23 protein-coding genes are annotated in these 20,564 nt (G+C 69.9%); 11 read left to right on the top strand and 12 right to left on the bottom strand.

Annotated elements, in window-relative coordinates:
* Positions 1-753 carry a DoxX family protein gene (locus ABT304_RS28795; RefSeq protein WP_350720578.1) on the top strand — a complete coding sequence of 251 codons (753 nt, stop codon included), beginning with the start codon at positions 1-3 and terminating at the stop codon, positions 751-753.
* Between the two features lie 6 nt (positions 754-759).
* Here ABT304_RS28795 and ABT304_RS28790 read toward each other — a convergent pair whose 3' ends face one another.
* From ABT304_RS28790 to ABT304_RS28780, 3 genes are read right to left on the bottom strand one after another with little or no spacing between them, the layout of a single operon-like run.
* Positions 760-1,407 carry a GNAT family N-acetyltransferase gene (locus tag ABT304_RS28790; RefSeq protein WP_350720576.1) on the bottom strand — a complete coding sequence of 216 codons (648 nt, stop codon included), beginning with the start codon at positions 1,405-1,407 and terminating at the stop codon, positions 760-762.
* A gap of 43 nt (positions 1,408-1,450) precedes the next feature.
* Positions 1,451-1,636 carry a hypothetical protein gene (locus tag ABT304_RS28785; RefSeq protein ID WP_160024081.1) on the bottom strand — a complete coding sequence of 62 codons (186 nt, stop codon included), beginning with the start codon at positions 1,634-1,636 and terminating at the stop codon, positions 1,451-1,453.
* Positions 1,637-1,653: 17 nt separating this feature from the next.
* Complete coding sequence (locus ABT304_RS28780) at positions 1,654-2,910, bottom strand: aspartate aminotransferase family protein (RefSeq protein ID WP_350720574.1); 1,257 nt, start codon at positions 2,908-2,910, stop codon at positions 1,654-1,656.
* Between the two features lie 104 nt (positions 2,911-3,014).
* On the opposite strand from ABT304_RS28780, the gene ABT304_RS28775 reads away from it, so the two are divergent.
* Complete coding sequence (locus ABT304_RS28775; protein WP_350720572.1) at positions 3,015-4,481, top strand: NAD-dependent succinate-semialdehyde dehydrogenase; 1,467 nt, start codon at positions 3,015-3,017, stop codon at positions 4,479-4,481.
* A gap of 13 nt (positions 4,482-4,494) precedes the next feature.
* On the opposite strand, the gene ABT304_RS28770 is transcribed toward ABT304_RS28775, so the two are convergent.
* The 4 genes from ABT304_RS28770 to ABT304_RS28755 form a co-directional block, all read right to left on the bottom strand.
* Positions 4,495-5,151, bottom strand: coding sequence for a GntR family transcriptional regulator (locus ABT304_RS28770; RefSeq protein WP_350720570.1), 657 nt, complete (start codon positions 5,149-5,151; stop codon positions 4,495-4,497).
* A gap of 163 nt (positions 5,152-5,314) precedes the next feature.
* The gene (locus tag ABT304_RS28765) at positions 5,315-6,688 is read right to left on the bottom strand and encodes an MFS transporter (RefSeq protein ID WP_350720568.1); all 1,374 of its coding nucleotides are present in this window, start codon (positions 6,686-6,688) and stop codon (positions 5,315-5,317) included.
* A 170-nt stretch (positions 6,689-6,858) separates the two neighbouring features.
* Positions 6,859-7,578: a maleate cis-trans isomerase family protein gene (locus tag ABT304_RS28760; protein WP_350720566.1), complete on the bottom strand. Its 720-nt coding sequence runs from the start codon at positions 7,576-7,578 to the stop codon at positions 6,859-6,861.
* Positions 7,575-8,285, bottom strand: a complete 711-nt coding sequence (locus tag ABT304_RS28755; RefSeq protein ID WP_350720564.1) for a maleate cis-trans isomerase family protein — start codon at positions 8,283-8,285, stop codon at positions 7,575-7,577. Before ABT304_RS28755 ends, ABT304_RS28760 begins: the two co-directional genes overlap by 4 nt.
* Before the next feature lie 94 nt (positions 8,286-8,379).
* Between ABT304_RS28755 and ABT304_RS28750 the strand changes: the two genes are divergently transcribed.
* From ABT304_RS28750 to ABT304_RS28740, 3 genes are read left to right on the top strand one after another with little or no spacing between them, the layout of a single operon-like run.
* Positions 8,380-9,375, top strand: coding sequence for a D-2-hydroxyacid dehydrogenase (locus ABT304_RS28750; RefSeq protein ID WP_350720563.1), 996 nt, complete (start codon positions 8,380-8,382; stop codon positions 9,373-9,375).
* On the top strand, positions 9,372-10,835 hold the full coding sequence (locus ABT304_RS28745; protein ID WP_350720561.1) for an amidase: 1,464 nt from the start codon (positions 9,372-9,374) through the stop codon (positions 10,833-10,835). The genes ABT304_RS28750 and ABT304_RS28745 overlap by 4 nt, the downstream gene beginning before the upstream one ends.
* Positions 10,832-11,344, top strand: coding sequence for a DUF3830 family protein (locus ABT304_RS28740; protein WP_350720559.1), 513 nt, complete (start codon positions 10,832-10,834; stop codon positions 11,342-11,344). Before ABT304_RS28745 ends, ABT304_RS28740 begins: the two co-directional genes overlap by 4 nt.
* A gap of 53 nt (positions 11,345-11,397) precedes the next feature.
* Here the strand turns inward: ABT304_RS28740 and ABT304_RS28735 are convergent, their stop codons facing one another.
* Positions 11,398-12,009 (bottom strand): TetR/AcrR family transcriptional regulator, encoded by a 612-nt coding sequence (locus ABT304_RS28735; protein WP_350720557.1) that lies wholly within the window; start codon positions 12,007-12,009, stop codon positions 11,398-11,400.
* 66 nt (positions 12,010-12,075) lie between these two features.
* Here ABT304_RS28735 and ABT304_RS28730 point away from each other — a divergent pair, with 66 nt between their 5' ends.
* From ABT304_RS28730 to ABT304_RS28715, 4 genes are all read left to right on the top strand, one after another.
* Entirely contained in the window at positions 12,076-12,780 is a 705-nt protein-coding gene (locus tag ABT304_RS28730) for an SGNH/GDSL hydrolase family protein (RefSeq protein WP_350720555.1), read from the top strand.
* A 103-nt stretch (positions 12,781-12,883) separates the two neighbouring features.
* Positions 12,884-13,798 (top strand): glucosyl-3-phosphoglycerate synthase, encoded by a 915-nt coding sequence (locus ABT304_RS28725; RefSeq protein WP_350720553.1) that lies wholly within the window; start codon positions 12,884-12,886, stop codon positions 13,796-13,798.
* Positions 13,798-14,658, top strand: coding sequence for a dihydropteroate synthase (folP, locus tag ABT304_RS28720; protein ID WP_350720551.1), 861 nt, complete (start codon positions 13,798-13,800; stop codon positions 14,656-14,658). The genes ABT304_RS28725 and folP overlap by 1 nt, the downstream gene beginning before the upstream one ends.
* On the top strand, positions 14,655-15,149 hold the full coding sequence (locus ABT304_RS28715; protein ID WP_350720549.1) for a class III extradiol ring-cleavage dioxygenase family protein: 495 nt from the start codon (positions 14,655-14,657) through the stop codon (positions 15,147-15,149). Before folP ends, ABT304_RS28715 begins: the two co-directional genes overlap by 4 nt.
* Here the strand turns inward: ABT304_RS28715 and ABT304_RS28710 are convergent.
* On the bottom strand, positions 15,125-15,751 hold the full coding sequence (locus ABT304_RS28710) for a TetR/AcrR family transcriptional regulator (RefSeq protein WP_350720548.1): 627 nt from the start codon (positions 15,749-15,751) through the stop codon (positions 15,125-15,127). The genes ABT304_RS28715 and ABT304_RS28710 overlap by 25 nt on opposite strands.
* Positions 15,752-15,865: 114 nt before the next feature.
* Here ABT304_RS28710 and ABT304_RS28705 point away from each other — a divergent pair, with 114 nt between their 5' ends.
* Complete coding sequence (locus tag ABT304_RS28705; protein ID WP_350720546.1) at positions 15,866-16,861, top strand: hypothetical protein; 996 nt, start codon at positions 15,866-15,868, stop codon at positions 16,859-16,861.
* A gap of 10 nt (positions 16,862-16,871) precedes the next feature.
* Entirely contained in the window at positions 16,872-17,714 is an 843-nt protein-coding gene (locus ABT304_RS28700; RefSeq protein WP_350720545.1) for a CHAD domain-containing protein, read from the top strand.
* Positions 17,715-17,731: 17 nt separating this feature from the next.
* Here ABT304_RS28700 and vanX read toward each other — a convergent pair whose 3' ends face one another.
* Genes vanX through ABT304_RS28685 form a run of 3 tightly spaced genes read right to left on the bottom strand, consistent with a single transcriptional unit; the run spans position 17,732 to position 20,386 of the window.
* A complete protein-coding gene (gene vanX, locus ABT304_RS28695; RefSeq protein WP_350720543.1) occupies positions 17,732-18,346 on the bottom strand; it encodes a D-Ala-D-Ala dipeptidase VanX in 615 nt (204 codons plus the stop codon).
* Positions 18,343-19,398: a D-alanine--(R)-lactate ligase gene (gene vanA, locus ABT304_RS28690; protein ID WP_350720541.1), complete on the bottom strand. Its 1,056-nt coding sequence runs from the start codon at positions 19,396-19,398 to the stop codon at positions 18,343-18,345. Before vanA ends, vanX begins: the two co-directional genes overlap by 4 nt.
* Positions 19,391-20,386, bottom strand: coding sequence for a D-isomer specific 2-hydroxyacid dehydrogenase family protein (locus ABT304_RS28685; protein ID WP_502890449.1), 996 nt, complete (start codon positions 20,384-20,386; stop codon positions 19,391-19,393). Before ABT304_RS28685 ends, vanA begins: the two co-directional genes overlap by 8 nt.
* Between the last annotated feature and the right edge of the window lie 178 nt (positions 20,387-20,564).

Below are 20,564 nucleotides of genomic sequence, written 5' to 3'. Positions count from 1 at the left end.
ATGACCATGACGGCTACCTATCTCACCGTGACCCTCGTCGCCTCGATCGCCGCTCTCGGCGGGGCGGTGCTCAACCTGACCGGACATCGGATACCGGTGACCGAGGCCCAACGGCTCTCGGTGCCGCTGGAATGGCTGAGGTTCCCGATCGGGGCGTCCTACGCGCTGGGCTTCCTGGGGCTGCTCGTCGGGCTCGCGGTCCCGGCGGTCGGGATCGTCGCCGCAGCCGGGTTCGTGGTCTTCTTCGTGCTCGCGATCGGGGCGCACCTGCGGATGGGGGACCGGAGACTGGGCCGTGCCGGGGTCGGCCTCGTGCTGTCGCTGGCCACGCTCGTGGTCACCGGGATGTACGCGGCGGCGCAGGAGGACCTCGGCGGGGTCGTCGCGGCGCACGTCAATGAGCGTCCGGACCCGTGGTGGCCGGTCGTGGTGCTCGCGGTGATCCAGATCGGCGATGCGGCGATGTGCTTCAAGCCGGTCAGCTTCATCGCCCAGTGCTTCACCGACGTCGGGCTGCCGCGGGCGCTGTGGCCGGTGATGCCGTGGGTCAAGGTCGCTGCCACCGCCGGCCTCGTCGCCGGGTTGTGGGTGCCGTACGTCGGGGCGCTGACCAGCGCGGCGCTGGTGGTCTACTTCGTGTGTGCCGTCTCGGCACACATCCGGGCCCGCGACTTCGGCCGCAATCTCGCCCTCAACGCCACGTTGTCGCTGGTGCTGTGCGTGGCCGTCTTCGTCTTCTGCTTCCTGCGCTGATCCGGTCTACGCCGCTCCGAACAGGGGCAGGCACGGCTCCAGGCCGCTGACCTCGATTCGGCTGCGGTCGTTGAGCTCCCACCGTTCCCGGCCGAGCCGGAGGCGGTGGGAGACCAGCACCTCACCGTCGCGTACGTCGCGGGAGATGCCGTCGGGCTCGTAGCCGAGCTTCGTCGAGACCCCGACAGAGGCGGCGTTGTCGGGGAACGCCTCGGAGGTGGCGTAGGCGCCGCCGAGGTGGTCGAAGACCAGGGTGAGGGCGCCCAGGCGGGCCTCGGTGCCCAGGCCGCGGCGGTGGTGTCGCAGGCCGAGCCAGGACGCGGTGCTGACCTCGCGTCGGGTGGCGAACTCGCTCGCCGAGACCCACACGACGCCGATGGGATCGCCGTCTAGGAAGGCGGCCAGCCCCAGGCTCCAGTCCTCGGGCTTCCAGTCGCCCCGGCTGGACCAGGCGCCGCGCATCACGTGGCGGGCTCGCTCCAGCGGTGGCCGCTCCGCCCACGGGGTCAGGAACGGCCGCTGCGTCGGCTCGTGCACGCCGTCGGCCGCCACCTGCGCCAAGCGCGCGAGCTCGACGTCGGTCGGAAGCCGCAGCTCCAGGCGCGGGGTCCGGATCACCAGGCCGAACAGCGGCCACACCTCGGTCGGAGTCATCCGGCCATCATTCGAGAACGCGTACGCCGTGAGCAACCGGATATCACCCCGCGGAGTGACTCCGCACGTGGTCGAGCAGGTCGGCTGCCGCCGAGGTGTAGCGGTCGACCTCCTCGCCGCTGTCGCAGGTGCACAGCACGATGGTCACCTCACCGTCGCGCGGCCAGATCGCCTCCCAGGTAGCGCCGGCCTCCTCCCAGCGGAGCAGTCGCTCGAGATCGTCTGTCATCGTGCGGGACCCGGCGCTCAGCCGAGGACGGCGTCGACGGACTGGGCCCAGAGGCCGGCGGCCTCGTCGATGGCCGCGGAATCGACGACGAGGGCGGGGATGAACCGCACGACCTGGCCCCAGGCGCCGCAGGTGAGCAGCAGCAGGCCGCGCCGGGCGGCCTCCTGCTGGGCCGCGGCGGCGGTGGCGCCGTCGGGCTCGCCGTCCGGGGTGCGGAACTCGTTGCCGAGCATGAGCCCGAGGCCGCGTACGTCGGTGATCGCGTCGTGCTTGCTCGCGACCTGCTTGAGGGCGGAGCGGAGCTCGGCGCCGCGCTCGGCGGCGTTCTTCACCAGGCCCTCCTCCTCGATGACGTCGAGGGTCGCCAGGGCCGCGGCGCAGGCGACGGCGTTGGCGCCGTAGGTGCCGCCCTGCGAGCCGGGCCAGGCCTTCGACATCAGTGCCTCGCTCGCCGCGATCGCGGACAGCGGGAACCCCGAGGCCAGGCCCTTGGCGGTCATGATGATGTCGGGACGGGAGCCGAAGTGGTCGTGTCCCCAGAACTCGCCGGTGCGGCCGAAGCCGGTCTGGACCTCGTCGATGATGAGCAGGATGCCGTGCCGGTCGGCGCGCTCGCGCAGGCCGTCGAGGAAGGCCCGGTCGGCAGGCACGTAGCCGCCCTCGCCGAGGACCGGCTCGACGAGGAACGCGGCCGTGTCGGCCGGCGCGCTCTGGGTCTGCAGCGTGTAGTCGAGCTGGCGCAGCGCGAACTCGGTCGCCTGTTTCTGCGGCCAGCCGAAGTGAGGGGCGTCGGGGAAGGGGGAGACCACGACGCCGGCCATCAGCGGGCTGAAGCCGGCACGGAACTTGGTGCCCGAGGTGGTCATCGAGGCGGCCGCGACGGTCCGTCCGTGGAAGCCACCGTGGAAGACGACGATGTTGGGGCGGCCGGTGGCCTGGCGGGCGAGCCGGATCGCGGCCTCGGCGGCCTCCGAGCCGGAGTTGGCGAAGAAGAGGCTGTCGAGGCCGGCGGGGAGGACGGGGCCGAGGCGGTCGACCAGGTCGAGGAGCGGGCGGTGTCTGACCGTCGTGTACTGCCCGTGGACCAGGTTGGCGATCTGGCGCTGGGTGGCCTCGACGATCTTCGGGTGGCTGTGGCCGGTGCTGGTCACGCCGATGCCGGCGGTGAAGTCGAGATAGCGACGGCCGTCCTCATCGAAGAGCTGGACGCCTTCGCCGCGAGCCGCCACGACCGGGGTTGCCTGCTTGAGGATGGGGGAGAGCTTGGCCACCATGAACTCCTGTCGATTGTTGACAATCCGACCCGCTACTACACTAGGCCAGCGTTGGCCGGCTGTCAGCCGGACGGCCGGATGCTGACCTTGGAGGCAGATGCGTGATGGGCGGAGAACCGAACGAGGCACGGGTCGTGGCAGAGGTCCCGAAGGGGCTTCTTGTCGCAGGTCAGTGGGTGGATGCCGGCGACGGAGCGACCTTCGACGTGCTCGACCCGTCGACGGGGGAGGTGCTCTGTGCGGTCGCCGACGCGACCCCCGAGGACGGCCGCCGCGCGCTCGACGCCGCCGCGGGCGCGCAGAAGGAGTTCGCCGCGACCGCGCCCCGCGACCGCGCCGACATGCTGATGGCCGCCTTCGACCTCCTGCACGAGCGGATCGACGACCTCGCGCTGCTGATGACGCTCGAGATGGGCAAGCCGCTGGCCGAGGCGCGAGGCGAGATCGCGTACGCCGCGGAGTTCTTCCGCCACTTCGCCGAGGAGGCGGTGCGGATCGAGGGTGGCTACCAGACCGCGCCCGCCGGCGGCTCCCGCTTCCTGATCACGAAGCAGCCGGTCGGGCCGGCCCTGCTGATCACGCCGTGGAACTTCCCGATGGCGATGGGGACCCGCAAGATCGGGCCGGCGATCGCGGCCGGCTGCACCAGCATCGTCAAGCCCGCCCAGCAGACGCCGCTCTCGATGCTGGCCCTGGGGGAGATCCTGCGTGAGGCCGGCGTGCCCGAGGGCGTCGTCAACATTCTGCCGACGACCAGGCCCGGTGAGCTGACCGAGCCGCTGCTGCGCTCCGGCGTGATCCGCAAGCTCTCCTTCACCGGATCCACGGCCGTCGGGCGCGTGCTGCTCGCCCAGAGCGCGGAGCAGGTGCTGCGTACGTCCATGGAACTCGGCGGCAACGCCGGCTTCGTCGTCTTCGAGGACGCCGACATCGACGAGGCCGTCGCCGGTGCGATGGCCGCGAAGATGCGCAACACGGGGGAGGCGTGCACGGCCGCCAACCGGATCTTCGTGCAGCGCTCGGTCATCGAGGAGTTCGGCGACCGGCTCGCCAAGGCGATGTCCGAGCTGCCCGTGGGTCGTGGTGTCGAGGAGGGCGTACGCGTCGGGCCGCTCATCGACGAGGCGGCCCGGGAGAAGGTGCAGACCCTCGTCGACGACGCGGTCGCCGGTGGTGCCCGGGTGCTGACCGGCGGCACCGCCCCCGATGGCCCCGGCTACTTCTACCCTCCGACCGTGCTCACCGGGGTGCCCGCGTCCGCGAAGATGGGCAGCGAGGAGATCTTCGGGCCGGTCGCGCCGCTGACCCCGTTCGACACCGAGGACGAGGTGGTCGAGGCGGTCAACGACACCGAGTACGGCCTGGTCAACTACGTCTTCACCAACGACCTGCGCCGCGGCCTACGGGTCGCCGAGGCGCTCGAGTCCGGGATGGTCGGGCTGAACCAGGGCGTGGTCTCCAACCCCGCCGCGCCCTTCGGTGGCGTCAAGGCCTCGGGACTGGGGCGGGAGGGCGGGCGTACCGGGATCGAGGAGTTCCTCGAGACCAAGTACGTCGGGATCGCGATGTGACCCAGGCGCTGGATCAGACGTAGCCCTCGTCGTTGTCGTCGGCATGGATGAGGCGCCGTAGCGCCTCGTCCATGTGCAGCTCGACGCGCTTGAGGGTCAGCTTCACGTCGCCGGCCTCGATGGCGTCGACGATCTGGATGTGCTCCTCGACCAGTTCGAGCGGCTGTTGGTAGGTGCCCTCGAGCGCGGTCAGGCACATCCGCGTCTCGACGATCAGGGTCTGGTGCATGCGGGCCAGGCGCCGGCTCCCGGAACACTGCACGAGCACGTCGTGGAAGCGGAAGTCGGCATCGCTCAGCTTCGCCGGGTCGCCGAGCTCGAGCGACTTGGTCATCGCGTCGCAGGCGGCGCGGAGCTCGCGCAGAGCCGCGGGGACCCGTGCCTTGGCGATCATCGTCGCGGCGGCGCCCTCGACGGCTGCCCTGGCCACGTAGATGTCTCGGATGTCGGCCTCGTCGAGCTCGATCACGAAGAGCCCGCGGTTGGGCTCGCTGCGGAGCAGGCCCTCCTGGACCAGGCGCTGCATCGCCTCGCGCAGCGGGCCGCGGCTGACGCCGAACTGGGCCGAGAGCGCGGTCTCGCTCAGCTGTGCACCGGGCTGCAGGGTGCGCTCCATGATCGCCGTACGCAGCTGGCGAGCGATGACCGAGGCCGTCGACTCCCTGTGCACGGGTTCGAAGCTCGATGTCACTGTCAACGTGGTCTCCGATGGACTACCGAGAAGAGTTTGATTGTTGACAATCATTGCATGTGGCCGGTCCGGCAGTGAGCGGATCGACCGAGCGTGCCGGGTACGCGGATCCGCACCCGGCACGCTCGTTCGCAGACGTCGGTCAGACCGTCTTGTCGAGACTGTCGAGCTCGGCGAGCTCCGCCTCGGACTCCGGCGTACCCGGGATCTCGGTGCCTCGGATCGACTTGCCCGCCGTCTCGACGACGAAGAACAGCGCGATCAGGCCGACCACGGATCCGGCGATCATGTAGTACGCCGGCATCAGCACGTCTCCGGTGGCGCCGATCAGTGCGTTGTTGACGTACAGCGCCGTGCCACCGAAGGCTGCGGTGGAGATGTTGTAGCCGATCGCCATGCCGCCGTAGCGCACCTGCGAGGGGAACATCGCCGGGAAGGTCGCCGAGATCGTCGCGAGCTGGGCGACGTAGACGATGCCCAGCACGGTGAACCCGAGGACCGCCGGCCAGAAGCCCTGGCCGATCAGCAGGAACATCGGGACCGACAGCACGATCAGCCCGATGAAGGAGCCGCCCCACATCGGCTTGCGGCCGACCTTGTCCGAGAGCGATCCGGCGATCGGCAGGAAGACCAGCATCGCGACCTGTCCGAAGATGACCAGCAGGTCGGCGTCGGAGCTGCTGAAGCCGGCCTCCTCCTGCAGGTAGGTCGCCATGTAGGCCAGCAGGGTGTAGTTGGCGATGTTGAGCGCGGCGACCAGGCCGATCAGGGTGAGGATCGGCTTCCAGAACAGCGCGAAGAGATCCTTCAGTGCGGCCCCGGCGCCGCCCTCCACGGCGTCCTGCGTCTCGAGCTCCTGGAAGACCGGCGTCTCCTCGAGCTTGGTCCGGATGTAGAGGCCGATGAGGCCGATCGGGCCACCGATGAGGAACGGGATACGCCAGCCCCACTCGGTCATCGCTTCCTGGCCGATGCTCTTCTCCGTGATGAACACGACGGCGATGGCGGCGGTGAAGCCGACGATGGTGCCGAACTCCAGGAAGCTGCCGTAGAACCCACGCTTCTTGTCGGGTGCGCACTCGGCCATGTAGGTCGCGGCGCCGCCGTACTCACCGCCGGTCGAGAATCCCTGGATCACCCGGAGCAGCACGAGCAGGACCACGGCCCAGATGCCGACCGAGTCGTACGTCGGCAGGCAGCCGACCAGGAAGGTCGCGCCGGCCATCAGGATGATCGTCATCGCGAGGACGCGCTGGCGCCCGATGCGGTCACCGAGGGGGCCCCAGAAGAGGCCGCCGAGCGGTCGCAGGATGAACGAGATCGCAAAGGTCAGAGCTGTGCCGGCGAAGCCGTACTCCGGGAAGAAGTTGGCAGTGATCTCGGTCGCGACATAGGCGAAGGCGCCGTAGTCGAACCACTCTGTCGCATTGCCGACCGCTGAGCCGGTGATGGCTCTTCGGAGCTTCGATTTGTCGGGTTGTGCCTCGGCGGAGGGGATGGTTGGGGTTCCTGACATTTCTTCTCACCTGCTCGGTGTGATTGATGGCTGGGGACCGCTTTTGACCCGCAGTGCTGACTGTAGGTTTGTCAACAATCTGCGCCACGTTAGCGCTGTCTGTGCGCCTTGGCTAGGGCGCGCTGAAGGTGGCGCGGGGTGGGACGGGAGGTTTATGTAAAGCCGCGACGCTACCTGAAGAGGGTGCCGAGCCGAGGTAGGGGGCGGGGCGTCCCGGCGAGTCGCAGGCCCTCCCAGACGGTCACCTGGTTGGCAGTCAGCACGGGTTTTCCGAGGGCTTTCTCCAACGTATCGATGCAGGTCAGCGTGTGCAGAGCGGTGTCGGGGACGAGGACGGCCTCGGCCTCGGGAACGTCGACCGCCAAGGTCATCTCGAGGACCGCGTCCGGGCCGAGACGGCCGGCGTCGACGGCGGTGAAGATCCCGCTGGCGCCGAAGGAGACCACCTCGACCCCACCTGCCTCGAGGAAGGTGCTGAAGTGTCCGGCCAGCTCCTCGGGGTAGGAGGCGGCGACGGCGACCTTCTCGAGCCCGAGCGCACGCGCCGCCTCGACGAAGGCGATCGAGGTCGACGAGGCGGGGACGCCCAGCCGCTCGCTGATCGCGGCCGCCTGGGCCGCGGCGCCGTCCCGGCCGTAGACGAAGCTGCCCGACGTGCACGCCCACATCACCGCGTCGGGGGAGTGGGCCGCGATCGCGTCGGCCCCCTGCGCGAGCCGGGCCGCGGAGCCGGTGTCGAGGAGAGCCTCGACGGTGTGCTCGTCGCGGCCCATGGAGGTGTGTACCAGCGGCAGCCAGATCGCGCCGCCGAGCGCGTTCTCGAGCGCAGGGAAGTCGTCCTCAGCCGCGTATCCGGGATAGAGCAGCCCGATGACCGGTGGGCGGGTCATGAGACCTGCCCCAACAGATCCTCGGCGACCGGTGGGGTGCGCCCGACCATCCGGAGCGCGGCCTCCATGGTCGCCCGGTTCGCGGAGATCACCGGCTTGCCGAGCTCGGCCTCGAGGCGGCCGATGATGTCGTACGTCGCCAAGTTCGTGCACGAGACGACGACCGCCTCGGCGGCATCGGTGTCGGCGGCTCGCACCAGGTCGAGCGTGGTCTCGTACGGAACCTCCCAGATGTGGTGGCCCAGCCCGAGGTCGCCGGTGCTCACGACGGTGATCTCGGCCTCGGCCAGGAAGCGGCCGAACCGGCCGGCGAGCGCGACGTCGTAGGGGGTCGCGACCGCGACCCGGGAGACGCCGAGAGCGGAGAGCGACTCCAGCACCGCGCCGGAGGTGGTGATCGCGGGTGCGCCGCCGACCCGGCTCATCGCGGCGGCCAGCCGCCGCTCGCCATGCCGGCCGTGGACGAAGCTGCCGGAGGTGCAGGCGTAGACGTAGAGGTGGGGTTCGGCGGCCGCGAGGTCGCGCACGGCCTGCTCGACGACCGCGGTCTCGCTGATCTCCTCGGCCATCTCGAGGGTGACCGCACGGTCGGTGAAGGGCGTCCGATTGAAGAGCAGGCTGGTGTCGGGCGGGGCCCACCGCCACAGCTCGTGGTCGAGCACCATGTCATGGGGAACGACCACGGCGATGCGTACCGTCGGGGACATCGCACCTCGCTAGGATTGTTGACAATCTTCAATCTGCCCTCCTAGCGTAGTCTCGGATTGTTGCCGAGGTGTGTCGAGTGCGACGGAGGATTTCTTGGAGACGTCCCGGCGCCCCGCGATCACGATCCTCTGCCCGCCTGACGGCGGCAGACCCGCCGGCATGGAGCGCCTCGAGGCGGATGCCGAGCTCATCTACACCGATGCCGCGGGCCTGGCCGACGCGCTTCGGGGCGCCGAGGCACTGCTGCTGTGGGACTACTTCTCCGAGGCCGTCCGCGATGCCTGGCCGAGCGCCGGATCGCTGCGCTGGCTCCACGTCGCGGCCGCCGGGGTCGACAAGCTGCTGTTCCCGGAGCTGGTCGCCTCCGAGGTCGTCGTCACCAACGCCCGCGGGATCTTCGACCGGGCGATGGCGGAGTTCGTGCTCGGCTCGATCCTGGCCGTGGCCAAGGACATCCACCTCAGCCATGACCTGCAGTCGGCCCGGAAGTGGCTGCGCCGCGAGACTCGGCTGATCAGCGCCGAGACCGCGCTCGTCGTCGGCACCGGCGCGATCGGTCGCGAGACGGGCAGGCTGCTGCGCGCGGCCGGGATGGACGTACGCGGCGCCGGCCGCACCGCCCGCAGTGGCGATCCCGACTTCGGTGAGGTCGTCGCCAGCGCCGACCTCACCGCACACGTCGGCTGGGCCGACCACGTCGTCGTCACGGCCCCGCTGACCGACGAGACCCGTGGCCTGATCAGCGAAGACGTGCTCGCGGCGATGAAGCCGGGCAGCCATCTGGTCAATGTCGGCCGCGGGCAGATCGTCGACGAGGCCGCGCTCGTCTCCGCGCTCCGCGACGGCCCGGTCGAGGCGGCGTCGCTGGACGTCTTCGAGGTCGAGCCGCTGCCGGCCGAGAGTCCGTTGTGGACCATGCCGGGGGTGGCGGTCTCGGCACACATGTCCGGCGACTACGAGGGGTGGCGGGAGGCGCTGGCGGACCAGTTCGTCGACAACGCCCGGCGCTGGCTGAGCGGCGATCCGCTGCTGAACGTCGTCGACAAGCAGCGCGGCTTCGTCGTCGCGGAGCAGGGGGAGAGGTCATGACCGAGCCGATGACCGACCAGATGCCGGACCCGATGACCGCGTCCGGGTCCGACCTCAGCGCCTTGACCGCCGCCGAGCTCTTGGCCGGGTACCGCGCGGGCGCCTTCACCCCGCTCGACGCGACGCGGTCGGTGCTCGACACGATCGACGAGCGTGACCCCGCGGTGAACGCGTTCGTCCGGGTCGATCCCGACGGCGCGCTGGCGCAGGCGACCGCGTCCACCGAGAGATGGCGGGCCGGGCATCCGCTCGGCAGCGCCGACGGCGTACCGACCTCGGTCAAGGACATCCTGTGGACCGCCGGATTGCCGACAATCCGCGGCACCTGGCTCATCGACGAGCCGGGCCCGTGGCCCGAGGACGCTCCCGCGGTTGCGCGTCTGCGCGAGGCAGGCGCCGTGATCATCGGGAAGACGACGACTCCCGAGTTCGCCTGGAAGGGCGTCACCGACTCGCTCCGCCACGGCTCCACCGGCAATCCTTGGGATCCGGGCCTGACCTCGGGCGGCTCCAGCGGCGGCGCTGCGGCGGCGGTCGGTCTCGGTATGGGCCCGTGGGCGCTCGGCACCGACGGCGGCGGCTCGGTCCGGATCCCGGCGTCCTTTACCGGCACGGTGACGATCAAGCCGACCTACGGTCTGATTCCGCTCTATCCCGCCAGCCCCTTCGGCACCCTCTCGCACGCCGGCCCGATGACCAGGACCGTCACCGACGCCGCGGCGCTGCTCGACGTGATCGCCGGCTTCGACTCCCGCGACTGGTCGGCGATGCCGACACCGGGAGCCTCCTTCCTGGCAGGCCTGGACGACGGCGTCGAAGGGCTGAGGATCGGGTTCTCGCCCACGCTCGGGTACGTCGAGAACGACCCCGAGGTCGAACGGCTGGTCCGCGAGGCGGTCGCCGTGCTCGAGTCCGAGGGCGCCCAGGTCGAGGAGGTCGATCCCGGTTTCACCGACCCGGTCGAGGCGTTCGAGGTGCTCTGGTTCTGCGGAGCGTCGAAGGTGCTCGACGCCTATCCTCCTGGCGCGATCGACAAGATCGACCCGCTGCTGCGCGAGGGCATCGAGACCAAGGGCCGCGGGTCCGCGGCCGACTACCTGGACGCCACCGCGGTCCGGATGGACCTCGGCCGGTTGATGGGGCGGTTCCACGAGACGTACGACCTGCTGGTCACCCCGACCATGCCGATCACCGCCTTCGAGCGAGGGCTGCAGGCGCCCATGGGCTGGCCCTCGCAGTGGTGGCCGAGCTGGACGCCCTACACCTACCCGTTCAACATGACCCAGCAGCCGGCGGCGAGCGTGCCCTGCGGCACCACCGGCGCGGGGCTGCCCGTCGGCCTCCAGATCGTCGGCGCCCGCCACGACGACGCCCGGGTGCTGCGCGCGGCGCGAGCGTACGAGCGGGCCAGCGGTGAGCTGTTCGTCCGACCTGTCGACAATTCTCGAGGAGCCCGATGAGCCGCTACATCACCGTCACCTTGGAGCGCCGCGGCGTCTCCTGCCTCGCCCGCCTCCTCGATGAGGAGGCGCCACGCACCGCCGGCGCCGTGTGGGACGCACTGCCGCTCAGCGGCCAGGTCTTCCACGGCAAGTACGCCCGCAACGAGATCTACCACCTGGTGCCCGCCTTCGCCGCGAAGGAGCCAGGCAAGGAGAACACCACGGTCACCCCGATCCCCGGCGACCTGTGCTACTTCGCCTTCTCCTCCGACGACCTCGGCAACCCCTCCTACGGCTACCCGGAGGACCGCGGGCCGGGGGAGATGACCGAGATCGTCGACCTCGCCCTCTTCTACGGCCGCAACAACCTGCTCATCAACGGCGACCAGGGATGGGTGCCGGGCAACGTCTTCGGCACGGTCGTCGACGGCCTCGAGGAGATGGCGCAGGCCTGCCAGGACGTCTGGATGAACGGCGCCACCGACGAGGTCCTCACCTTCGCGCGCTCGCACGACGACGCGCAGTAGCCGACACACGACACCGGACCCGGGCGAGGACCACAGGTGCCGATGGCGGCCGCCTACTCCTGCGGGGGCAGACCGAGGACGGCGCTCATCGCCGTCAGCGCCCAGGTGCTGACCGGCGCGCCCACCTCCATCTGGAGAGAGGGCGTGATGCCCGACGCGATGGCCTTGATCGCGAACGCCGCCTGGTCGGGATCGAGACTCTGGGGGAGGTCGCCGGCGTCGATCGCAGTGGCGATCTCGCGACGCAGCGTCTTGCGCCACCGGGCGGAGCCGCTGGCGAGGAGGTCGTGCACGGGGCCGTCGCGGCCGTCGAAGTCGAAGGTCATCTGTTCCACCGCGCATCCGCCGGGATAGGGCGGGTTGACGGCGTAGTCGACCCAGGAGCGGCACAGCGCACGGAGGCGTACGAGCCCGGGTTCGTGGTGTGCGACCGGTGTCCAGACGAGCTCGACGAAGCGCTGTTGGGTGTACTCGACCGCGGCCAGCTGGAGGTTCTCCTTGCTGCCGAACTGGCCGATCACGCCCGACTTGCTCATCCCCAGCCGGGTGGCGAGGCGGCCGATCGAGATCGTGTCCAGGCCCTCGATCGAGGCCAGGTCGGCGGCCTCCTTGAGGATCGACTGCCGGGTGTCGAGGGCTGCCTGAGCTGATGCGCGTCCCGCCATGCCGACGACTATAGCGCACGGTCGTATTCTATTGACGTACGAACGATCGTACTCTAAAACGGAGTCATGACGACCTTTGCTCAGCTCTACCCCGCCGAGGCTGCGGACCGCGACTGCCTCGATCCGGGCCTCGCGCAAGCCGTGCTCGACAACGGACGCTGGCACCGGCTGGTGATCCTCGGCGACAGCGTCGCCGCCGGCGTACGTGATCCTCTGGAGGGCTATCGGGACCTCTCGGCGGGGGAGCGGCTCGCGGAGGCGCTGGCCGAGACGCGGTCGGAGTTCAGGCACCGTACGCTCGCGCAGCCGTTCCTGCGGACCGCCGAGATCCGGGAGAAGTTCCTCTCCGATGCGCTGGCTTTCGAGCCGGACCTGGTCGTTGTCAGTGCCGGCGGGAACGACGCCTTCTCGCGTGGTTTCGACGTCGAGCGGTTCACCGCGGACCTCGACGCGCTGTTGCGGCCGTTGGCTTCGGCGGGCGCCACCGTCGCGACGATCGGGCTCTACGACTGGGCTCACTCGGGGCTGCTTCCCGCCGAGACGGCGACCCAGACCGCGCTCAGGCTCGATGAGGTCGACAGCGTGCAGCGTCACGTCGTCGAAGGCGTCGGCGGGATACATCTGGGGGCCCGGCGGATCGCGGCCGGGCGGGACCCGGCGATCTACTCGGCGGATAGGATCCACGCGAACGCCCGCGGGCAGGCGATCGCCTTCGCGAACGTCGTACGTCATCTCTCGGCCTATCGGGCCGTGCCCGACTGGCTTCGCTGAGCCCGCGGGCAGGCCCGGCCGGCCCACCTACCGCGGAGGCTTCAGACGGTCGTGGCCGCATGGGCGATGGCTGCTGTTCGAAGTCGGCCCGTAGGGTTTGAACATGTCTTGGTCCGAGCGCAACACCTATCACTGGGACGACTGGTCGCTGGCCGATCTCGTGGCAGCCAAGCAGGGGCAGCGGGTGAGCCTCGTGGTCCCGGCGCGCAACGAGGCCGCGACCGTCGGCGGCCTGGTCGACAGGCTGCGGACCAGCCTGATGGAGACCTCGGATCTGGTCGACGAGCTCGTCGTCATCGACTCCGACTCCTCCGACGACACCGCGCGGATCGCCGCCGACGCCGGCGCCGACGTCTACGCCTCGGCCGCGATCCGGCCCGAGCTCGGCTCCCACCCGGGCAAGGGCGAGGCGATGTGGAAGTCACAGTTCGTGACCACCGGCGAGCTGATCGTCTTCATGGACGCCGACCTGACCGACTGGGACACCCATTTCGTACGCGGCCTGGTCGGCCCTCTTGTCAACAATCCGACGATCGAGCTGGTCAAGGGCTTCTACCGGCGCCCGGGGGAGCACGGACTCGACGGCGGCCGGGTCACCGAGCTCGTCGCCCGCCCGCTGCTGGCCCTCCACCGCAGGCCACTGCGCGATCTGATCCAGCCGCTAGCGGGGGAGTGGTCGATCCGGCGCTCGCTGTTCGAGCGGCTGCGGGTCCCGACCGGCTACGGCGTGGAGCTCGCCGCCCTCGTCGACACCCTGGACACGCGAGGGATGGATGCGATCGCCCAGGTCGATCTCGGCCAGCGCGACCACAGTCACCAGGATCTCTTCGACCTCGGCCTGATGGCGACCCAGATCGTGGGCATGATGTCACGCCGCCTTGGCACCGGTCCGTCGGGCGACGACGTCGAGATGCGGCAGTACATCCCGATCGACGGCTCGACCAAGGTTGTCGACCGCTCCGTGAGCCTGCTGGAGCGGCCGCCGGTGCGCGACGTCCCTGGCGGTATGGTCGCCTGATGCTGCGCCTGGGACGACATTCCTTCGGTGACGACGACGCGCTGATGATGGCGATCGTCAACCGCACCCCCGACTCGTTCTTCGATAAGGGAGCGACCTGGGCCGAGGACGCGGCCTTCGAGCGCGTACGCCTGGTGGCGTCCCAGGGCGCCGAGATCATCGACATCGGCGGGATCAAGGCGGCACCAGGCGCCGAGATCGGCGCCGCGGAGGAGAAGGCCCGCGTGGTCGACTTCGTCGCCCGGGTACGTGAGGAGTTCCCGGCGCTGGTGATCTCGGTGGACACCTGGCGCGCCGAGGTGGGTGACGCGGTGTGCGCGGCCGGCGCCGACCTCATCAACGACGCCTGGGGCGGGGCCGATCCGGAGCTCGTCGACGTCGCCGCCGCCCACGGTGCCGCGATCGTGTGCACCCACACCGGCGGCGTGACGCCGCGGACGCGTCCCTACCGGATCGAGTACGACGACGTGGTGCGCGATGCGATCGACTCGACCCTCGGCTACGCCCAGCGAGCCCTGGACGCCGGCGTGGCGAAGGACTCGATCGTGATCGACCCGGCCCACGACTTCGGGAAGAACACCTTCCACTCCCTCGAGATCACCCGCCGGCTCGGCGAGATGGTCGCGACCGGCTGGCCGGTGCTGGTCTCCCTCTCCAACAAGGACTTCGTGGGTGAGACGCTCGACCTGCCGGTCGGCGAGCGCCTCCTCGGCACCCTGGCCGCGACCTCGGTGTGCGCGCTGGCCGGTGCCCGCATCTACCGCGTCCACCAGGTCCCGGAGACCCGGCAGACCGTCGACATGGTCTGGACGATCGCCGGCCGGCGACGTCCGAAGCGAGCGATCAGGGGACTGCAGTGACTCGAGTGGCGCTGGTTCCGGGATGCCTGGCCCTGCTGCCGGAGTACGCCTCGCTCGACGACCCGGTCGACGAGCTCCGCTCCGCCTGCTTGGCCGCGGTGGCCTGGCTGGGCGAGGACGTACGCGTGATCGCCGGTGCGCAGGGTGCCCGGGTGGCCTCCTCGCTGCTGGCCGAGGTCGGTGCGGCTCCGGTGACCAGCGGCGAGACGGCGTACCTCATCGTCGGCAACGGCTCGGCCTGCCGCAGCGAGAAGGCTCCGGGCCACCTCGACCCGCGGGCCGCCGGGTTCGACGAGGCGCTCGGCAAGGCGCTGGTCGCGCCCGACCCCGAGGCGCTCGGCGCGCTCGATCTCGGGCTGGCCGATGAGCTCTGGGCCGACATCGGCCCGATCGTCGAGGCGGCCGACCTGCTGCGCAGCGTCGCGACGGTGGCGGTCGACTACGACGGCGACCCCTACGGGGTGCGTTACTGGGTCGCTCGCTGGGAGTAGCCGAGCAGGTCGGTGAGCCCCGCCGCGTAGATCTTCGGGGTGACGTCACCCAGCATGAGCCGCTGCAGGATGAAGCCGGGCAGCAGGCCGGTGAGGACCATCGCGATCCGTTCGGGATCGGCGTCCGGGTGGAACCGGCCGGCTTCGATGGCGTCTTCGGCGTAGGTGCGCCAAGCGGCCCGGATGCGGCGGGCCTCGGGGGCCATCAGCTCGCGGACCTCCGGGTCACGGGCGGCCTCGGCCCAGGTCTGCAGCGCGATCCGGGAGAGGTCGACGCCGAGCTCGGCGGAGAGCTCGAGAAGGTGCTGCGTCGCCGCCTCGATCGCGCGCTCGGGCGGGGGAGCGGCCTCACCGGAGCTCGGGTCAGGGGTGAAGCTGGTGATGGCCTCGGCAATGGTCGTCAGGCCCGACTCGGCGATCACGCGGATGATGTCGCTCTTCCCGCGGAAGTAGGTGTAGACCGAGCCGGCGGACAGGCCGGACTCCTTGACCACCGCGGCCATCGTCGTCTTGTGGAAGCCGTCGCGCTCCACGCAGCGCAGCGTCGCCGCGATGATCTGCTGGCGCTTCTCGGCGCGGTGCTCCTCGCTGATCTTCGGCATGCCGGAAGCATACCTCAAAGAAAAACGAACATTCATTCTTGATAAATCCGACGTGACAGAGGAGAGTGTCTGTCAAAGAGAATGAACATTCGTTTTTTGGGGAAGGAACCCACCATGTCCCAGTCAGTGAAAGCCGTGATCGGGGTCAGTCTCGGTCTGGTCACCCTGCTCACGTTGCTCATCTCCGCGTTCGCCTGGCCCACCAGCGAGCTGGAGCCCAGATCGCTGCCGCTGGCCGCCGCCGGCCCCGAGGCAGCGGTCACCCAGATCGAGACCCAGCTCGCCGCCAACGCGGGGGAGGACGCCTTCGAGATCACCGCCGTCGCGGACCGCGACAAGGCGGTCGAGGCGATCGAGGACCGGGAGGCGTACGGCGCGATCGTCGTCGGTCCCCAGGGCCCGGAGTTCCTGGTCGCCTCCGCGGCCAGCGCCAACGTCGCTCAGCAGCTCACCCAGATGGCCACCGCCATGGGTGCCGAGACGGGCTCACAGCCCCAGGTGACCGACGTCGTCGCGAGCGCGGAGGACGATCCGCGCGGCGTCGTCTTCGGCGCGTCCGCGCTGCCGCTGGTGATCGGCGGCATCATGGCCGGCGCCATCACCTCCCTGGTGCTGACCCGCACCCGTGACCGGGTCGCGGCCGCCTTCCTGATCGCGATCGGCGGCGGTCTCGCGATGACCGGCGTCGTCCAGGGGTGGCTCGGCGCCCTGGAGGGCAGCTACCTGGCCAACGCCGGAGTCGTCGCTCTCGGCATCCTCGCGGTCGCCCTCCCGATCATCGGCCTGCGCCACCTCATCGGCCCGGCCGGCGTCGGCATCGTCGCGCTGCTGATCCTGCTCGTCGGCAACCCGCTCTCCGGAATCACCTCCGCCCCGGAGATGGTGCCGTTCGGCTGGCTCGGCCAGCTGATGCCCCCGGGTGCGGCGGGGTCGGCGCTGCGCGGGTTCTCGTTCTTCGACGGCGCCGGGACCACCGTGCCGCTGATCGTCCTCGCCTGCTGGGCCGGGGTCGGCCTGCTCCTCACCGTGCTTCCGCACCGTGAGAAGGGCGGTGCCGAGGAGGCAGCAGCCGGGCGAACCGAGCGTGACCTGGACCCCGCGGCACGGTAGAACAGTAGGGATGAGTCATCCACACGAGCCGGTCGGCGAGTGGTGGCGCGACCAGGTGACCGCGCTCCACCGCTGGGGCCGGCTCGTGCTGCGTGACGAGGACGACTCGGTCCACCAGATGCGGGTGACCGTACGCAGGCTGCGCAGCGTTCTGGCAACGTACCGCCCGCTCCTCGACACGGAGTGGAGCGAGCCGCTCCGGGCGGAGCTGAAGTGGATCGCCGGCCTCCTCGGAGACGTACGAGACGCGGAGGTGCTCCGCAGACGCCTGCGGCGCTGGGCAGCCGAGCACGGTCCGGGACCGACCGGTGTCGACGCGCTGCGGGTGGCGCTGGCCGAGCGCCAGGCCCAGGGGCGAGCCCGGCTGCTGCCGGAGTTGGACGGCGACCGCTACCGCGAGATGATCGCCGGTCTCGCCGATGGTCTGCGCTGGTCAGGGGCGTACCCGCGCAAGAAGGAACTGCGCAAGCGGCTCCGCCGCAGCTGGCGGCGGCTGGTGGTCGCGGCCGACGCGGTCGGGGAGACGGAGGACACGGAAGAGCGTCGTCGGCGGCTCCATGAGGTGCGCAAGAAGGCCAAGCGGGTCCGCTACACGGCCGAGTCGCTGGGCGGGGTCTTCGGCAAGGACGCCGAGCGCCTCGCCAAGGCCGCCAAGTCGGTCCAGTCGACCCTCGGCGACCTCAACGACGCCGTCGTCATGATCATGACGATCGGACTGGTCCCCGAGCCGGACGACGCGGTCCGCGAGCTGTTCCAGGTCGAGGAGGCCGCCGCCGAAGACGCCGAGGAGCGGTTCGCCTCCGTCTGGAAGAAGGCGAACCGCTCGAAGGTTCACGGCTGGCTGGATTCCTGAGCCGGGTCGGTCGGGCTCTATCCGACGGGAAAGTCGAAGTACGTGTCGGGGTAAGGCTCCTCGATCAGCGAGTAGTGCCACCACTCGTTCTCGTAGCGGCTGAACCCGCACGACTCCATCACCGAGCACAGGTGCGACCGGTTGCGCGCCGCCACCTCGGAGACCCCGGCCGCGCCGTGGTGGGAGATCTCGTCCATCAGGTCGTGATCGCCACCCATGTCCAGCAGCGCCCCCGTGGCCAAGGAGAAGAGAGTCAGGTCGACGGTGCTGCCGCGGCTGTGGCCGGACTTCGTGGCGACGTACCCCCTCTCGAACATCTCCGGGCGGGTGATCGAGGGGTAGTGCACGCGTTTGCGCTCGTCATCGTCCGGCGCGGGCTCCTCGGCCCAGCGCAGGAACGCGTCGACGGCGCGCTGGGGGCGGTAGCCGTCCCACAGCAGGATCCCGAACCCGAGGGCGGCGGCCTCGTCCCGCGCCTGGGCGAGTGCTGCACACAGCTCGTGGGTCCCGACGATGCGGTTGACCAGGTAGCCGTCGACCGGCTTGCCGGTGAAGTTGTCCCAGGTGGCGTACTTGCTGTCCCAGCGGATGCCCGGCGCCAGCTCGTCGACGAAGGCGAAGCCGTCCCTCATCGCTGCCCCGTCTCCATGGGCGCAGTCTCCAGCGCGAGGGAGACCGCGCGGTCGAGGAACTCGGTCATCGAGATCCCTGCCGCGGCCATCATCCGCGGGTAGCGGCTGTACGAGGTGAGCCCGGGCAGGGTGTTGACCTCGTTGAGCACCACGGTGCCGTCCGCCTTGAGGAACATGTCGACCCGCGCCAGCCCGCGGCAGCCCAGCGCCCGGTAGACTCGCTGCGCCTCGGCCTTGACCAGCTCCTGCGCCTCGGCCGGGATGTCGGCGGGCACGATGAAGGTGGCGTTCTCCGAGCCGGTCTCGGGCGCGTCCTCCTGGTGGATCTTGAAGAAGCCGTGCGAGAGCGCGACGTGGTCGACCTCTCCGGTGACCAGCTCGGCACCGTTGCCGAGGATCGCGCAGCCGATCTCCTCGGCGACGACCCCCTCCTCGACCAGCACCTTCTCGTCGTACTGCCGCGCCGTCGTTACCGCCTCGGCCAGCTCCTCGGCCGAGGTCACCTTGCTGACCCCGAACGAGGACCCGGAGCGGGCCGGCTTCACGAAGACCGGATAGGGGAGTACGCCGGGATCGATCTCGTCGCCGGGCCCGAGGATCCAGAAGTTCGGCGTCGGGATGCCGGCCTCGCCGACGACCGTGTAGGCCAGCGACTTGTCCATGCACAGCGCCGAGCTCTGCACGTCGCAGCCGACGTACGGGATCCCGGAGAGCTCGAAGAGCCCTTGGATCGCGCCGTCCTCGCCGAGCTTGCCGTGCAGGACGGGGAGCACGACGTCGAGACGGATCGTCTCGTAGCTGCCCTCATCGAGGACGAGCAAGCCGTGGACGCTGCGGTCGGGGGAGAGCACGACGGGGCGGTGTGCGCCGTCCTCCCAGCTCGCCTCCGGGCCGTCGCACAGGCGCCAGTCACCGCTCTTGGTGATGCCGATCCAGTAGGCCTCGTACCTGTCGGCATCGAGGTTCTTGGCAACCTCCTGCGCCGACTTCACCGAGACGGGGTGCTCCTCGAAGACGCCACCGAAGATGATGCCGACCTTGAGCTTAGACATGCGGAAACCTGCTTTCGAATTCACGACAGTTCACGATGGAGTTCTCGACCGTGTCCATGAGGGCATGGTCGGTGAAGTAGGCGATATGGGGGCTGACCAGCACATTCGGCATCTCCTGGAGCCGTGCCAGCCAGCCGTTGGGGATGTCCCGCCCCCGGAGATCGGCGTAGAAGATGCTTTCCTCGCCCTCGATGACGTCCAGCGCCGCACCGCCCAGCCGGCCCTCCTCGAGCGCGGTGATGAGCGCCGGCGTCTCGACGAGTGCGCCGCGACCGGTGTTGATGACGTACGCGCCGGGGCGCATCCGGTCGATGCGGCGGCGGTCGAGGAGATGGTGCGACTCCGCGCTGAGCGGCGCATGCAGGGTGACGATGTCGCTGCGCTCGACCAGCGTGTCCAGATCGACGTGCTCCACCCCCTCGGCCGCCGGCCGGGGCCGGATGTCATAGGCGAGTACGTCGCAGCCGAAGCCTCGCAGCCGGTCGATGACCGCCGCGCCGATCCGCCCGGTCCCGACCACGCCGACGGTCAGGTCGCGCAGCTCGCGGCCACGCGTGGCCGCCGGGCGGTAGTCGTGGGCGTCGGTGCGCCGGATCGTCGCCTTCGCCTGGCGCACCGACATGAGCATCAGCATCAACGTGTAGTCGGCCACGGAATCGGGTGAATAGGAGACGTTTCCGACCGTTATCCCGATGCTCGCCGCGAAGTCGACATCGATGTGGTTGAAACCGACGCTTCGCGTCGAGATATACCGGACGCCGCTCTTGTGCAGAGCGAGAAGTGTCTCGTTCGATATCGGCGACTTGTGGCTGACGCTGATGCACCGGTCTCCGATCGCGAGGGCGGCATTCTCCTCGGTGACGGGCTCGGGCGTGGTCCTCAGCGAGACTCCGAGCGTGGGCGCCAAGGAGTCGAAAAGGAGGCTCTCATCAGGGGCGCAGCCGTAGACCGTGATCCCGACGGTCGGCGAGATCACGGTCTGCTCCATCGGCTCGGTCGGCGCCGTCAGGGTCGGCTCGTGGTAGATCATCGACGCCAGCAAACCCCAGGAACGGTTGCGACCCCGTATGGAATTTCCGATATGCCGACGATAGGTCGGCGTGGAGTTATCGTCCGCATATCGATTAGCGCATACGCGGCCACTACGGGTGATATCGAAGACTGAT

Source organism: Nocardioides sp. NPDC000445 (assembly GCF_040300245.1).
Classification (GTDB): Bacteria; Actinomycetota; Actinomycetes; order Propionibacteriales; family Nocardioidaceae; genus Nocardioides.
Note: the sequence above shows the minus strand (reverse complement) of the source record. Positions and strands in the feature narration are given on the sequence as shown.